The following is a 15,314-nucleotide window of genomic DNA, read 5'->3' on the forward strand; positions in this document are numbered from 1 at the left end:
AAGTATGGGGTTGCTTAAAAATCAAGCGGCCCCATACTTATTTTTCGGCTGTATTTTAAGATTTATTTGCTTTTAAGAGTTTTTTATTAAAGATTTAGCTAAATGAATAAAAGTATTAGCTAAATTAGAATCTGCCAATTTTCCATCTTCGGTCAGAACAGCAGGTCGCCCTGCTTCACCAGTTTCTCTAAGCGCAGGATCTAAAGGAAGCTGAGCTAAAAGAGGCACATTAGTGTCAAGAGCGTTACAAAGTTGTTCGCTTACTCTCTTTCCTCCTCCTGAACCAAACAATTCTAAGCGATCGCCGTTATTTTCAAACCAGCTCATGTTCTCAACAACTCCGCGAACTTTTACAGGAATTTGCAAAGCCATAAGACCCGACCTAACTGCTACGTCTGATGCGCTAGGCTGTGGAGTTGTTACTACAACAAGCTCTACGTTTGGTAAGGATTGCGCTACAGCTAATGCCATATCTCCTGTGCCTGGAGCTAAATCAAGAAGTAAAACATCGGGGTTGCCCCACCAAACATCGGAAAGAAACTGTTCTAAAGAACGTTGTAATCGTGGTCCTCTCCACAAAATAGCACGATCAGTTCCAGCAAACATTCCAATAGAAATAAGCTTTACTCCCCAAGCAACTACAGGCATAAGCATTCCGTTTAAATTTGTTGGTTGAGAATTAACTCCAAACATTCGCGGTAAAGAAAAGCCGTAAATATCGGCGTCGATAGCTGCAGTATCGTAACCTAATGCTGCAAAAGTTGCAGCTAAATTAGCAGTTATAGAAGATTTTCCAACTCCGCCTTTTCCAGAAGCTATAGCAAAAATTCTCGTGCGAGTGCCAGCTTTATTAAATGGATTTTCTTTGCGTTCAGCTTTTAAATCTGCAACTAACTTTTCTAATTTAGTTTTACTCATTGCAGTGGCGTTAACGTGCGGTATGAGTATTGCTTGAGGATATTTAGATATAGCTTCTTGAACTCGTCCTGTAATCACTTCTGCAAGAGGGCAATTTGGCACAGTAAGTTCAAGATTTATCTCTACATCATAAGCAAACTTTGTTGCATCAATAGTTTCAGCTTTTTTTATCACATGCACTCCGGTTACCATGTTTAATTCGGTAACAGAGCGACCTAATTCTGGATCAATAACGCTACCCAGCAAATCGTAAACTTGTTTTTCGAGTTCACTTGTATTCATGCGTTATGATTCCTCAGCAATGAGATTTGGCACAGTATTATTTGCAATTTGTAGTATTTCTTCTAAGTCCCCAGTTTTTAAAAGAGTATTAAACTGTTGTTCGTTAAGCATAGGAATGCCAAGTTCTTGCGCTTTAGTTGCCTTGGATCCTGCATTTTCGCCTAGAATAACGCAATATGTGTTCTTGCTTACTGATCCTGATGCTTTGCCGCCTCTTGAGACTATAGCTTCTTTTGCGCTGTCACGTGTAAATCCTTGCAAAGACCCTGTAACAACTATTGTTTTACCTACTAATGTTTGAGCGAAAGATGATGTTTCAACTTTCCCTACTACACCTGCTTCTTGCCACGATTTTAATACTTCAAATTGCCAATTAGCAGGGTCTTTAGCTTGTTGGAACCAGTTGTATACTGCTTGCGCAATTTCAGGACCAACTCCATCAATTTGTGTAAGTTCTTCAATAGATGCTTTGGAAATATTATCTAAAGATCCAAAATTTGCCGCTATAAGACGTGCAGTTGGTGGACCTAGTCTACGAATAGATAAAGCAACCAAAACTCGCCACAGCGCTGCATTTTTGCCTTTTTGAGCTATTTCTTCAAGCATACTACGAGTAGTTTCAGAAGGTCTTGTATACCATGGCACATTTATTGTTTCTTTAGCGTTGTCGCTAGTTTTAGCATTTCTAGTAATGCGCTTATTTTTCCAAAGTACTACTTTAGCGTCAATTGGAACCTGGAATTTAGGATATTGAGGATCCCATTGTTCGTTTGATGAAGTAGTTTTTTCGGAAGTTTCTGCTGCTTCGTAATTTGTAGATAACTTTGCTTCGATTGTGCGAGTCCAAAATGCTCTAACTTGATGCCAAAGACCAGATCCACCTATTTTGCGTGTACGCTTTTTAAAGCTACCGTCTTTACTAACTTCTTTCCACTCTTCAACAAGAGGGATTTCTTTCCAAACCATTACATTTTGTAAATCGTTGGCAGTAATACTAAATAATCCAGCTTCATTTCTAAGTACTGGAGTTTGTGGTTCAGGTAGCGTTAAATCTGGTGACGGTATATATGGTTGTTGAGTTGCGCCTCGCTGAATTATAATTTTATCCATATCTGGGCAGTAAACTTCTGCAGTTGTAGGCCTGCAATCCTCAGGATTTGTGAGAGCTAGCGCAGCGTTATCGCCCAAATTTTCAATATCAAAAGCTTGTCTGGAAGCCAAGTGAATTATTCGTTCTGTAAGTTGAGCTGGGCAGTTTTCTACATTTGGGCAACGAATGTCTTTATCTCCCTCTTTTGCAGGAGCTAGCTTAGTTCCACAAGATGGGCAGTATTCTGGCATAACAAACTTTCTAAGTTCATTTTCTCGCCCTTCCCTAGCTTTAAGTACCGGACCGACTAATTCCGGAATAACATCCCCAGCTTTACGAACTACGACAGTATCGCCAATTAGCACACCTTTATGTTCAACTTCGTAAGCGTTATGAAGAGTTGTGCGAGAAATTGTCGATCCTGCTACAGTAACAGGTTCAAGAACAGCTACAGGAGTTACTCTTCCGGTCCTTCCAACCTGGACAATAATATCCTTCAAATAAGTATTAACTTCTTCAGGAGGATACTTGTATGCAATAGCCCATCGTGGAGCTCTAGAAGTAGCTCCTAGTTGATGCTGTAATGCTCTGTCATCAACTTTTACAACTATGCCGTCTAAAGCGTGCAAAATATTTGCTCTATGCTCTCCGTAATAGTCAATCATTTCTTCTATTTCAGAAAAATTTGTGACTTTTCTCGTGTACGGAGAAACAGGTATTCCCCACTGTTGATAGAACTTATATGCGTCAGACTGATTAAATTTTGTTTCACTATTGTTATGGATTGTATTTTCTTTCCAACGAAGCTCACCTAGTCCGTGTGCAAAAAAGCTTAATCGACGCGTGGCTGTAATTCGTGGATCTTTTTGGCGCAAAGAGCCAGCTGCAGCGTTACGAGGGTTTGCAAAAGCAACTCGTCCAGCATTTTCTTGTTCATCATTTAATTTCCTAAAGTCTTCCCATTTCATAAAAACTTCGCCACGAATTTCCACGAACTCAGGAATATCGTCAGGATTATCAGAATGAAGCTGTGTTGGTATTGCTTCAATCGTTCTTACGTTTAATGTAATATCCTCGCCAGTTACGCCATCGCCTCTAGTAAGACCTTGTTCAAGAGTACCGTTGCGATAAATAAGATTTAAAGCAAGACCATCAATTTTTACTTCGCAAGTCATAGGAAGAGGTTTGGACTCATCCCATTGTAAATCGCGAATTACGCTGTTATACCAATCATGTAATTCTTCAATTGAAAATACGTCATCCAAACTCATCATTCGAGACGGATGCTTTACAGAAGTAAAATCGTTAGAAAAAGTTCCACCTACGCGATGTGTTGGAGATTGAGGAGTATCTAAAGTTGGGAAAGCAGCTTCTAAAGCGCTTAGCGCTCGCATTCTTGCATCGTATGCTGCGTCTGAACTAGTCGGAGAATCTTCTACATAATAAGCAATTTGATCAGATTGTGCCCAAGCTGCCAATTTCGCCCAAAGTTTCGCAGCTTGCTCTATAGTAAGCGTCGCTGGTTGCAAATTTCCAAGAGCCAACGCATCAGTGTCTGTTGGCTGAAGTTGAGCAATCCATGTATCTGTTTTTTGCGTATTTTCATGAGTCTCATTTTGCTCGTCAAAATCGTCAAAAAGAGTCCATTGCGCATTTTTTGACTCGATATCATCGTGAGTCATACTCATGAAACCCCCTTCAAATCAGCTGTTGCTTTATATAGATTATGTCACTTACCATTTACGCATTTAATGAACGTAAGAACTGTGTTTGTACTGTGCTACTTAGATCTTCGTTAGAAGTCATTCGAATATTTGCAACACATAAAGTTCTTGCAATTACAAACATTCCATCGTTCACAGTTAATTTTGCTGCTTTATCAATAATCTCTTCTGCTTCAATATCAGGCCAAGCTGGTATGTCTTCAGAAAGAAGAGCCATCTGTGCTTCATGTATATTGCTCGGTATTAGCTTGCACTGCGATCTCATTCTAGAAAGAAGCTCATCAAGTTCCATTTCTAGCGGCTCAATCTTTCCTGGAGCTAAGTATTGTGCCATTCTATACGAAGATGCAGCAATGAGGAAATTATTCTGCATCCATTCTGCATAAGCGAGCTTATAGTAAGCAAAAGCAGCGTCATCCCTATCGAGAGACACATTCAAAGCGTTAATGCAAGCTGCAATAACAGATGGCCAATCCTCTTTTTGCGCAAGTATATCAGCTAATCTTAAATGAGAAAGAGCGTAAGTAGGAGCGTACGAAACCATAATATTTAAATGGCGTAAAGCTTCGTCATGTTGGTTTAATTGCGAAAGTAAATCAGCAAGTTCCATATGCGCGTAGAAAAGACCGTCAGGAATAAGTCTTGTTCGTTCTTCTTTAGTTGCAAATAGATGATTATAAATTACTCTCTCAGCGTAGGAATTAAAGTATCTTGGTACAGCTTCGCTGCTAGTAAACATAGTATCGAATTGTGCTACAGAATTTTCGTACTCTTTTAAAGCTTCGCTAAGGTCCCCATTCATAAACTGTTCGTGAGCTTTTGTACGAATATCTCTTATACGTTTTGCTGCAGTAAATGAAAGATTAGGTAAATCTGTTTCGTCAATTAGCGCTCGCGTTATTGAATCTGCTTGAGCGTTAAGTTCAGGATCGTCAATGCTTTCAATAATACTCATAGCTTCGTGAGCTTTTTGTGCAGTTGTTGGCATAAGTTCTGAAGCAATATGATGGAAGTCGGCAACAGCTTGTTGCAGAAGATCTTCGCGTTGTATAGAAAGCCCTTGTGCGTATTGTGTTCCCAGTATGCTTTCCTGATCTGCTGTAAAAATTTTGTCAGAAAATTCAGGTTCTTCTTGTGATCCATGAGGAGAAAAGCGGCTACTGTGAACATCAAAATCTGGTTCGATGGTATTTAATTTTCCATGAGAATCAATGTTTAATTTGGCATTAAATTTTTCGTATGTTTTTATAGGATTATTTAATCCGTTTTGGTGAATAAGTTTTATAAATCTGTCTCTGCTAAACGTAACTGTAGTTAGAGCTCGTATGGATGGTGCTGTAGTAAAAGCTGCAAATGAATTTTCTTCTTTAGACTTATCCATGCTGTTTTCGGACAGTTGATTTTCGTTAGAATCTGCGTTTGTGCCTGTTTCTGAGTTTAATTCTTGGCTGCTTGCGCTCGCATGTATTGATATGACATTATTGTTTGTCTTGTTTGCGTTACTAATATTAGTCTGCTGCATTTCTTGCAATTTAGACGGGTCTCCATGAACGTCACCGTCTTTTGGATCTCCTTTTGACTTGGATGAATCATTATTTGCAGCGTCACTATTCATAACGTTAAGCGCATTAAGAGTACGATTTACAAGATTGTTCATAGCATTGTTTTGTGCTGTAACCATCTCTTCTAAGCCTATTGAATCTAAGCGTATAGAAACATTTTTTACTTTACCGCTTGCTCCAAAAGCTAGAGTAGACATTATCATTCCAACTTGAAGATTGTAGTTTGTAGCTAGTTTTTCTTTATCGTCGTCGTTCAGATTTTTCCAAGATTTATCCTCATTAACGTAAGCTACAGATGGCATAAGTGCAGCTCCAGCTGTAGTAAGGTTTATTGCCACGTTACCATCTTCTAAATTAGATCTAAATTCCGCGTCAAAACGGAACGGCAAGTATACGCTTCTAATAAGATTAGAAAGACGCTGCCTATAGGACCATTCACTGTCGTTATCTATCTTATTGAAATACTTATCGTTATTTTTTACCTGCTTTGCTCTTCTCCACATGTGCAAAATAGGTCTTATTTTGTCGTCCATCAAAGGATTGCCAAAAAATTGCATACCTATTGAACCGCTTGCTGCAAAAGCAACATCTTTAATCATTGCCATGTCGATTTGTGATGCCTGCTCTTCTTTTATAGTATTTTCGCAAGTTTTTCCTCCAATAATGGAGTTAATTTGCAGACAATCATAAATTGAATATAAACGGTTAATAGCGCCTTCTATTTTAAGTACTTTGAGTGCAGCATTTGGTTCCAAAGCATCATCCCAAAGTAAGTAGTTTGCTTCTGTTTGCTGAGATTTTTGCATGTGTAGGCGTTCCGCACCATGCACTGCTTCCAGGCTGCGCTCTGTTTCTAAAGCTCCAGTTGAGCGCATTAATTTTTCGAAATATTCTTCTAAACCTGAAACTCTTAAATTCTCTTTTTTCGCTATTTTTATGTCTTCTACACTTCTTCGTATTGCTCCTAAAGGTGCTTCGTGTTCTAGTCTGCGAAGTACATTGCTGTAGCCAAATCCAGTTAAAGACTTGTGCATGTCTGGAATGAATAATGCTGCAAAGAATGCTATTGCTATTGCATTTGTGTACGTAAGATTGCATCGTAAGTTTTCTGGAAGTTTAGTTCGTAACTCTTCGAGAGTATAAGTTTTTTTAGTTCCGAACCCGTGTGACATCCATGATCCGATTTTAATTAAACCGTCATCTTCTGAAAGTTGTAAAACTAAGTCTCCGTTTGATACGCAAAATACGTTTTCTTTTCTAATTTTTGAAAAAGTTTTAGAAAAGTAGTTTATTTTCCCGGCAAAAGTTTTAGAGCGTTGTTCTGATTTTAACGCGCTTTTAGACTTACTGCTTTCTAAAGAAGCGAGAAAATCTTTTACGGTTGCGTCGCCATTTAAATAGGATTCTACGATATTATCCATCTCATAGTCTGTATGCTTGGTGTATGTTTCGTCAAACGCTTCCGAAAATGCACATTTTAGAGTAATTTTTGTTTTTTTATATTGTTTTCCATAAAAACGGTGTAAATCTTTCAGTGAAGAATTATTTTTTTCTACAAATGAAAGTTGCGGCCTCATGTCTTGAATATCTTCGTAGCTAAGGTTGCTGCCGAGAAATATTCGCCCTTCTGAATCTGCTACTGCTAGTTGAAGGAATTTTCTTCCGTCTTCTTTAAATAATCCAATTGACGTGTATTCTTTTTTCTTGTTAAGTTGAACCCAGCCTAATTGATTGTTGATATTTGTTTGTGGAAAATCTTTAATAACGCACTTTTTAGCGCGCGACGAAATATCTATTGGATTGCCTTCTGACCACAACGAGTTAAGAGATTCTTGTAGTTGCAACATACTATCTTCCTGAGATTCTGAATTTTCAGTAGTTTGCATGTTGTTAGTCATAATCCCCATTCTTTCACTTTGCTTTGTGGCATGTGAGTTTTTGTTTTATATTTTTAGCGCACATAATGTGGCGTTTAATCACATTATTTTAGTATATAAGAAATTATGCATGTTATAAAATGCGCGACATTATTTATCGAAATTATTTCATCAATAGATTGCTAATAAGAGAATAGGACGATTTCGAATATTGAGAAAAAATGGAGCGGACAACGGGACTCGAACCCGCGGTCTCAACCTTGGCAAGGTTGCGCTTTACCAACTAAGCTATGTCCGCAAACAAGTGAATACCTTATATCATTTTCATAAAAAGTGCAAATTAGGTATGTCGCAAGCCTTACAAGTACTGGATGCACTTGTAAGGCTTACTTGTTTCAGATTTTTAGTGTTTTAAGTTGAAAACTTATTTTATTTGTTTGCTTACTTGTTTTCGTCATCGCGCTTTGGAGAAGATGGTGTTGCACCCTTTTCAAGCACTCGACCAGGGCCAGCAAGATAAGCTGCGCGGCCTGCCTCAATACCAAGCTTGAAAGCTTTAGCCATAAGTACGATATCGTTTGCAGTAGCAACGCCAGTATTTGCCATTACAGCTGCAGCACCCATTTCCATTGCTTCAGCAGCCTGGCTTGGAACGCCAATGCCGGCATCGACAATAACAGGAAGATCGATTTCGTCGATAATAAGTTGAATGAACTTCTTAGTTTCAAGACCCTTGTTAGAGCCAATCAAAGAGCCGAGAGGCATAATTGCTGCAGCACCAGCGTCGCGCATTGCCTTAGCAAAATAAAGGTCAGGATACATGTAAGGAAGAACAGTAAAACCTTCGTCAGCCAAAATCTTTGTTGCTTGCAAAGTAGCTTCATTGTTTGGCAACAAATACTTGCGATCAGGAATAATCTCAAGCTTGATGAAGTTTCCGCAACCCATTTCGCGAGCAATATGAGCAGTGTTAACTGCTTCCTCTACAGTTACGCATCCGCTAGTATTAGGCAAAATGGTAACGCCTTCTGGAATATGCTTTAAAATTCCTGCAGCTTTCTCGCTATAGCGAATTGCTACAGTAATCATTTCAGCTTTAGCACTGTTTACTGCGGCATCAATAAGTTCCTCAGAATACTTTCCAGAACCCAAAATGTATCGAGAAGTAAACTTCTTACCGCCCAATTCTAAATAATCTTCATTCTCCATAATTTCCTCCATTTTTTATCCATTTCAACGCTTCTAACGCTTCTAAACTCGCGATAATCGAAACATAAGGCAAATACAAGCCTTCTTCAGGAGAAGACTTAAAATCACCTACTAAGCACACGTTTGAAAGATGCTTAATTTTTACGTTCCTAATATCTCCTAGTCCAGATAAGCCAGAAGCAGTAATAACATATTTGTTAGGATGATTCATGAAATAGTCAAGAACCATTGCTTTCGATTCGCGATTGTCGAATGCTTCAATAAATAAGTCGGAGCGATCAGCAATCTCATCTAACGATTCCGGCGTAACTTTTTGCACAAAAGCTTCTACTTCAACGTACGGCAAAGTTTCATTAAGTCGCGCTTTAGTAGCATGTACTTTGTGTTGTCCAATTTCGTTAATCGTATAATTTTGACGGTTTAAATTCGAATACTCGATACTGTCAAAATCGTAAATGTACAACTTTTTTACGCCGGCTCGCGCAAGCATCAACGCAATATTTGATCCTAAACCGCCGCAGCCAAGTATTGAAACTGATTGTTGAGCAAACAAATCATTATCTTCCTTTAGCTGACGCTTAAGAACTTTTGCGCGAATATCTTCACTTTCCATTCATCCTCCTCCCATAATGCTAAATACTTCAATTTTTGCGTTATCTTTAACTATGAAAGTTTCAAAATCTTTGCGTTTTACTAATTCACCATCAACTTCTATTGCAACAAAAGTACTGTCGTAGCCTTCGCGCTTAAGTAGTTCAAGTAAATTCTCGTTCTCAACATAATCCACAGTATCGTGATTAAGTTTCAGCACACTTACCTCCTTTCTGTAGAATATGCTTTAAGTTTTTGAATATTACGTTTAATATTCTACCTAAGCCTTAGCTGGATGAAGAATAAACTTGCCCTTAAAGTCTTCGCAAACGCCGTTTTCTTTGCTGTAAATTTCTTCGCCGCGAAGCAAAGTTCTTACCACCTGGCAGCCAATAGTGCGACCAACGTACGGGCTGAACTTGTTGCGATACTCAAGATCCTCAGCTTTAAGAACATAAGGAGCATTTGGTTTAATGAATGCAAGATCTGCGTCATAACCCAAACGTATGCTGCCTTTTCCTTTCAAATCGAAGCGTTTTGCAGAATTGCTAGAATTCAATGCCACAAATTGAGTTAATGACATTCCGCGCTTTTGCACAGCTTCATCAAAGAACACATCAACATCGTTTTGAACGCTACCAATACCACCCCAAGCTGTGAAAGCATCATCAGTTTGCTTCAAACTCAAAGGAGCTGGCGAATGGTCGGAAACAATGAAGTTAATAGAACCGTCAAAAACCTTTTCCCACAAGCCATTCTGGTTTTCCTTGTCACGAATTGGCGGAGTGCACTTAGCGATATTTCCAATCTCGTCAAGCTCAGAAGTGTCGAAATACAGGTAATGGTTGCAAGTTTCGCAGCTTACGTCTACGCCATTTTTACGAGCGTCAGCAACAGCTTGAGCACCTTCTGGTGAAGAAACATGAACAATATGAATTCTGCATCCAGTTTCTTTAGCAAAAAGGCAAGCGCGCTCAATAGCTTCAACTTCAGTGAAAACAGGTCTGGTTGCTACGAACTCAGAAAGTTTTCTAGCTCCCATTTGATGAGCTTTCTTTCCAAGCTGATCTGTAATAGGAGCGTTTTCGCAATGCATAATCAAAATTTTGCCTGTTTTAGCAATCTGCTGCATACCTGTGTACAAGGAGTAATCGTCGCAATTGTATAAATCAACCTGCAAATCCTTGTCGCCTGTAGTTCCAAGGAATGCCTTGTAATTAACAACACCTTGCTTATCTTGCTCGCATATTCCACCGTTTAGATTTTGTGGCTCCAAACCACCAGTTTGACCAACGTCAACTTTTAGTTTTCCTTCAGCCTCTTTTAAAACTGCTTCAAATGATTTTCCATCAGTAGTAGCAGGAATTTGATTGCAAGGCATCTGCAGCATTGTAGTAATACCGCCTTTTGCGCCGGCAGAAGTTGCGGTTACAAAACCTTCCCAATCGTCGCGAACGCCGCCGCCTGGAGCGTTAATATGAACATGAGAATCAACTTTTCCAGGAACAACTATTAAATCAGTTGCGTCAATAGTTTTTTCTGCTGCAAAGTTGCTTCCAAAAGCGGCAAACTTGCCGTCTTTAATTGCTATATCGGCTTTAGTTGCTTCATTATCGAATACAACCAAACCATTTGTGATTACTACATCGTAGTTCATATTATTTCCTTTCTTTAGCCATTGTTGGCTGAAAAACTTTTGATAGTAATATTTGACACACGAAACCTACAGCGCATCCCACAATCCATGAGATTTGAGTAAGCGGTGAAAGTAGAGGAATTATCTGCCCGGAAAGAGCAAATAAAAGCCCAAGTATCGTAGAAGTATAAGATATCCAGTTAGTTCCAGAATAAGCAGATTTTGACGAGCTATTTGTATCGTAATAAATTTGATCAAGATCAATATGCGTGCGCTTTACTACGTAATAGTCAGCAAGTAGAACACCTGCAATAGGGCCTAAAAGCATACCAATAAGATTCAAAAAGCCTGTAATATTAGCCATAAACTTCCACGGCATTAACACAGTGCTTACAAGAGCTGCAATAACTACGCCACGCTTATAATTTACAAATCGCGGAGCTAAAGCAGTTAGCTGGTATGCTGCAGGAACAATATTGCCAGTGGCATTTGTACAAACTGTAGTAAGTAGAAGCAACCCAGTAGCTATTGCAATTGCAGGAATACTATCCCACTTGTTTATGATAACAAGAACATCTGTAATGGTTTCATGGTAAAAAAGCGATCCGCCTACTAAAATAACTACGCTTGTAAAAGCAAAAAGCGCGTAGCTTAGCAAGAAGCTAGCAATTTGACCTTTTAGTTGAGCCATAGTTGACTTTGCGTTTTGTGTAAAGTCAGCAATAGAAACTGCAGGAGCAGCCCAAACGCCCAGCACAGAATTTACAACCATCATCATGAAAAGCCCAAGACCGTAATTAGTTGGAGCTTGAACAGTAGCATGATATTGCATGATTGCAGATAAACCACCAGCACAGCTAATAGCCCATACGCTCATGCAGCCAAAAACAACGTAAATAAGCGGGCTTAATACCACAGTTAGCTTATTAAGAGTCTTTCCTCCACCTAAGCCAATTGCCAAATTAAGCAACCAAAATATTGCGAAGGAGATAATAATAGGTATGTGCGAGCCTACAAATGGTATTTTGCTTCCAAACGTAAGAAACTCAGGGCAAATTTTGCCAACTAGAATCTCTAAAGCTTTCGCACCTATATATGTTTGAATGCCATACCAGCATATTGCAGCAACTACTCCCCTAAGGAATCCTGGTAGTTGAGCGCCTGCTTTTCCGTATGTTGCGCGCAAATGCATAGAAAACGGTATGCCGTATTTGGATCCTACAACACCGTTAGCAACCATGACAATTGCTGTAAGAATTGCGCCAAGCATGATACCAATCATTACGTAAATTGGAGAGTATCCCATCAAAAGGAACGCGCCAACTGCAGCATAATTAGGAATATTGTGTACAGACTGCATCCACAAAGTGCAAAAATTAAGAGCGCTCATTGTGCGTTTTTCTTGCGGCTTTGGCAGTAAATCTTCGTTAGTGTAGCCGCGCTCGCGGTAACATTCCAAGTTTTTACTATCTACTGGCTCATCTTTTAGCAGTTTACTAATTTGCATGCGCACCTCCTTACTTTTCTTGTTTGTAAATTTGATTCTTTTTTGTGTTTTGAGTTTTGTGTTTTGAGTTTTGTGTTTTTTGAAAGTAATAATCGCAACTTTGCTCAAAAATAAAAAAAGATACGAAAGGATATCGTACCCGTGGTGGTGCGCCCCTTCGTATCAGCCTCTTATTCGTGAATAAGCGTTGTACTCTCATTCGATATTCACTTTTCTTCGCTGCGATTAATTAAGCAGTGAAGTTGGCATCGTATATGCCTTTTGTGTCCTTCCTAAATTTCTATTTCTTTTTGGTTTTCGTTTGGTTTTCGTTATTTTTTAGTTGATTTTAGTTAGTCCTCATAAGCCAAACTATGCAGAGCATCTCGTAAAAGCTTTACTCCGTGAACAGCGTCTTGTGGATCTGTGTACTCTTCTGGAGCGTGACTAATACCATCTTTTGAAGGAACGAAAATCATTCCGGATTTTACAAACGGAGCAAAAATTTGCGTATCTTGACCAGCGCCTGAATGCATGACTCTGTACGCATAACCTTGCTTATTAGCTTGATCTTTCAAAAGATTAATAATATCGTCGCTAAGTGGTGTAGGATCATCAGACATCCACTTATCAATCTGCGCTGTAATGCCATAAGACTTGGCAGTTTCGTGAATATCTTCGTCGAGTTCCTGCAAGAATTTATCAAGAAAAGCTTTATCTGTATGACGGCAGTTCATTGAAAAAGTAACTTCTCCAGGAACAATATTTACTTGATTTGGAACTACGCTGATTCTACCGAAAGTAAGTACCAGTGGGTCGCCTGCTTGCTTAGCTTTGTCAAGATTCTTGGCGATTATATGAGACATGCAATCTACTGCATCGTGCCTGTAGGACATCATTGTTGTGCCAGCGTGATTTTGTACGCCTTTAAGATGAATATCCCAACGATGCTGGCCAGCAATGCTAGTGATAATACCTAAATCTTCGTGATTGCTGTAAAGCGTTGGTCCCTGCTCAATGTGTAGCTCAATCCAGGCTTCAAGATTTGCGAACTTAGGTTGAGTTGTTTGATAATTGAACCCAGCTTCACGCATTGCTGTTTCGAAAGGAACACCTTCACTGTCGCAAATATTTTCTACGTCCTCTTTTTTGGCTAGTCCAAAGAAATTCTTTGAACCCCAGAATACGTATGGGAAACGTGAGCCTTCCTCTTCTGCTAAGCAGATAATGCGAAGACTTTTCTTTGGCTTTCCATATCTAGTAAGTAAATTCTTAATTGCTAAATAGGCTGCAACTATTCCAAGTTGACCGTCGAAACGACCTCCTCTTGAAACTGTGTCAATATGCGATCCACAAGCTATTATGCTTTCTGGCTTTTCACATCCTTCAACAGTTGCAATTAGGTTTCCAACTTGGTCGAATTCCACAGTCATACCGAGTTTTTCAAATCGTTGACGAAGAGCAAAAAGAGCCTGTTTCCAAGATTTTGTGTAAAGAGGTCGAGTAACTCCTTGTTCTCCTGGTTTTTCTGTGAATCCTGCAAGCCAGCTTATGGCTGATTCTATAGTTTCAGCACTTATGCTGCTATTAATCATGTGCAGTATTCCTCCTCACTTGTGCAAGTTTTCCCAAAAGTGACATTCAGGCGGATATTTTTTTTGGTTTTTGTTTTTGTTTTGGTTTTTGTTGTTTAGTTTTTTTTTAATTGTTTAGTTGATACTCGTGTAATTGCTACTACTTTGTGGCAACGCAAGATATCACGAAAATCGTGATAGAAAGAAATCACTTACTGTAATTGCTCCCTACGTATGTCTTAACAAAACAGGTTCAAAGGGTGTTTCTCAACTGTTTCCAGTACCCCTGCAATTTTCACTTGTACTCGGATGAGTATAGCACGATATTAAATGAACTCAAAATGAACATTCGCATGTGTGTTTCTGTGAAGAAATGATTGGTTGCTTGCTTTGCTGGTTGATTGGTTGCTATGAGATATTGCTTCCATTTGTGGTTGCATGTATGTTCGGCTGCAAAAAATTTTCATATGAAAGTTAGGAAATAAAAAATAGCCAAATAACAAAAAACGCAGTGCTTCTACACTGCGAACATATTGTGGGTGATATAGGAATCGAACCTATGACCCCTTCCGTGTGAAGGAAGTGCGCTAGCCGCTGCGCCAATCACCCAAAATTTTTTAATTATGCGTGAAAGGCAATCCTTTCGAGTGGGCGATACAAGGTTCGAACTTGTGACCCCTTCCGTGTCAGGGAAGTGCGCTACCACTGCGCCAACCGCCCAGGTTGTTAATTAAGCTTGAAGCTTAATCGAGGTGGGTACGAGAGTCGAACTCATCTATACGGCTTTGCAGGCCGCTGCCTAACCGCTTGGCTAACCCACCGTAAGGTCGAATAACTCATCGGACCTAGAGCGGACAACGGGACTCGAACCCGCGGTCTCAACCTTGGCAAGGTTGCGCTTTACCAACTAAGCTATGTCCGCAATGCAACTTTACTGAACAACGTCAGCGCCGAAGCACGAGTAACTACTATACCCGAAATATTTACAAATGCAAGCCCTCGCCTATTTTGGCGTGTCGTTTGGTGTTTCTGTTGGTGTGTTTTTTGGTGTGTTTGTAGGTGTGTCTTTCGGTGTGTTCGTTTGTGAGTGTTGGTTGGAGGTTTGTTATGCGTATGGTATTGGAGCATTTGCGAGCGCAAGTGTTACTTTCTCAGTTGGCTAGCTGAGTTTTTAACGATGTTTGGGCTGTGAGTGTTACTTTCTCAGTTTGTTGACTGAGTTTTTAACAGTTTTTTGCTGATTACCGTTACTTTTTCAGTTCGTTGACTGAGTTTTTAACGGTGTTTAGAACTTGGCTTAATATTCCCAGCTTCGCAATCTTCATTTTAAGTATATTTTCTAGGGTTATAGGTTCTAGGGTTATA

9 protein-coding genes, 5 tRNA genes and 1 riboswitch are annotated in these 15,314 nt (G+C 39.5%); all 14 genes read right to left on the bottom strand.

The genetic code is table 11. From position 1 onward, the window contains the following. Window positions 1–72: 72 nt before the first annotated feature. Window positions 73–1,200: an Mrp/NBP35 family ATP-binding protein gene (locus AC1EKT_RS01720; protein WP_415689767.1), complete on the bottom strand. Its 1,128-nt coding sequence runs from the start codon at window positions 1,198–1,200 to the stop codon at window positions 73–75. Window positions 1,201–1,203: 3 nt separating this feature from the next. Further along, the gene (ligA, locus tag AC1EKT_RS01725) at window positions 1,204–3,972 is read right to left on the bottom strand and encodes an NAD-dependent DNA ligase LigA (RefSeq protein WP_415689856.1); all 2,769 of its coding nucleotides are present in this window, start codon (window positions 3,970–3,972) and stop codon (window positions 1,204–1,206) included. 58 nt (window positions 3,973–4,030) lie between these two features. Then, the gene (locus AC1EKT_RS01730; RefSeq protein ID WP_481615949.1) at window positions 4,031–7,474 is read right to left on the bottom strand and encodes a tetratricopeptide repeat protein; all 3,444 of its coding nucleotides are present in this window, start codon (window positions 7,472–7,474) and stop codon (window positions 4,031–4,033) included. A gap of 201 nt (window positions 7,475–7,675) precedes the next feature. After that, window positions 7,676–7,751: transfer RNA gene (locus AC1EKT_RS01735), tRNA-Gly, on the bottom strand. Window positions 7,752–7,894: 143 nt separating this feature from the next. Then, entirely contained in the window at window positions 7,895–8,662 is a 768-nt protein-coding gene (locus AC1EKT_RS01740) for a thiazole synthase (RefSeq protein ID WP_116773727.1), read from the bottom strand. After that, window positions 8,652–9,275 (bottom strand): sulfur carrier protein ThiS adenylyltransferase ThiF, encoded by a 624-nt coding sequence (gene thiF, locus AC1EKT_RS01745; RefSeq protein ID WP_415682984.1) that lies wholly within the window; start codon window positions 9,273–9,275, stop codon window positions 8,652–8,654. Before thiF ends, AC1EKT_RS01740 begins: the two co-directional genes overlap by 11 nt. Next, window positions 9,276–9,473 (bottom strand): sulfur carrier protein ThiS, encoded by a 198-nt coding sequence (gene thiS, locus AC1EKT_RS01750; protein WP_004106666.1) that lies wholly within the window; start codon window positions 9,471–9,473, stop codon window positions 9,276–9,278. A 60-nt stretch (window positions 9,474–9,533) separates the two neighbouring features. Further along, window positions 9,534–10,910 carry an allantoinase AllB gene (gene allB, locus AC1EKT_RS01755; RefSeq protein WP_415682985.1) on the bottom strand — a complete coding sequence of 459 codons (1,377 nt, stop codon included), beginning with the start codon at window positions 10,908–10,910 and terminating at the stop codon, window positions 9,534–9,536. Window position 10,911: 1 nt separating this feature from the next. Continuing rightward, entirely contained in the window at window positions 10,912–12,396 is a 1,485-nt protein-coding gene (gene allW / locus AC1EKT_RS01760; protein WP_415682986.1) for an allantoin permease, read from the bottom strand. 332 nt (window positions 12,397–12,728) lie between these two features. Continuing rightward, window positions 12,729–13,970, bottom strand: coding sequence for a hydantoinase/carbamoylase family amidase (locus AC1EKT_RS01765; RefSeq protein ID WP_004108971.1), 1,242 nt, complete (start codon window positions 13,968–13,970; stop codon window positions 12,729–12,731). A gap of 187 nt (window positions 13,971–14,157) precedes the next feature. Continuing rightward, a riboswitch (TPP riboswitch) is annotated at window positions 14,158–14,247 on the bottom strand. Between the two features lie 238 nt (window positions 14,248–14,485). Next, window positions 14,486–14,558: transfer RNA gene (locus AC1EKT_RS01770), tRNA-Val, on the bottom strand. Window positions 14,559–14,597: 39 nt separating this feature from the next. Further along, window positions 14,598–14,669: transfer RNA gene (locus AC1EKT_RS01775), tRNA-Val, on the bottom strand. A gap of 30 nt (window positions 14,670–14,699) precedes the next feature. Next, window positions 14,700–14,770: transfer RNA gene (locus tag AC1EKT_RS01780), tRNA-Cys, on the bottom strand. A gap of 28 nt (window positions 14,771–14,798) precedes the next feature. Further along, window positions 14,799–14,871, bottom strand: a tRNA-Gly gene (locus AC1EKT_RS01785). Window positions 14,872–15,314: the final 443 nt, after the last annotated feature.

This window comes from Bifidobacterium sp. C0047B3, assembly GCF_056590535.1.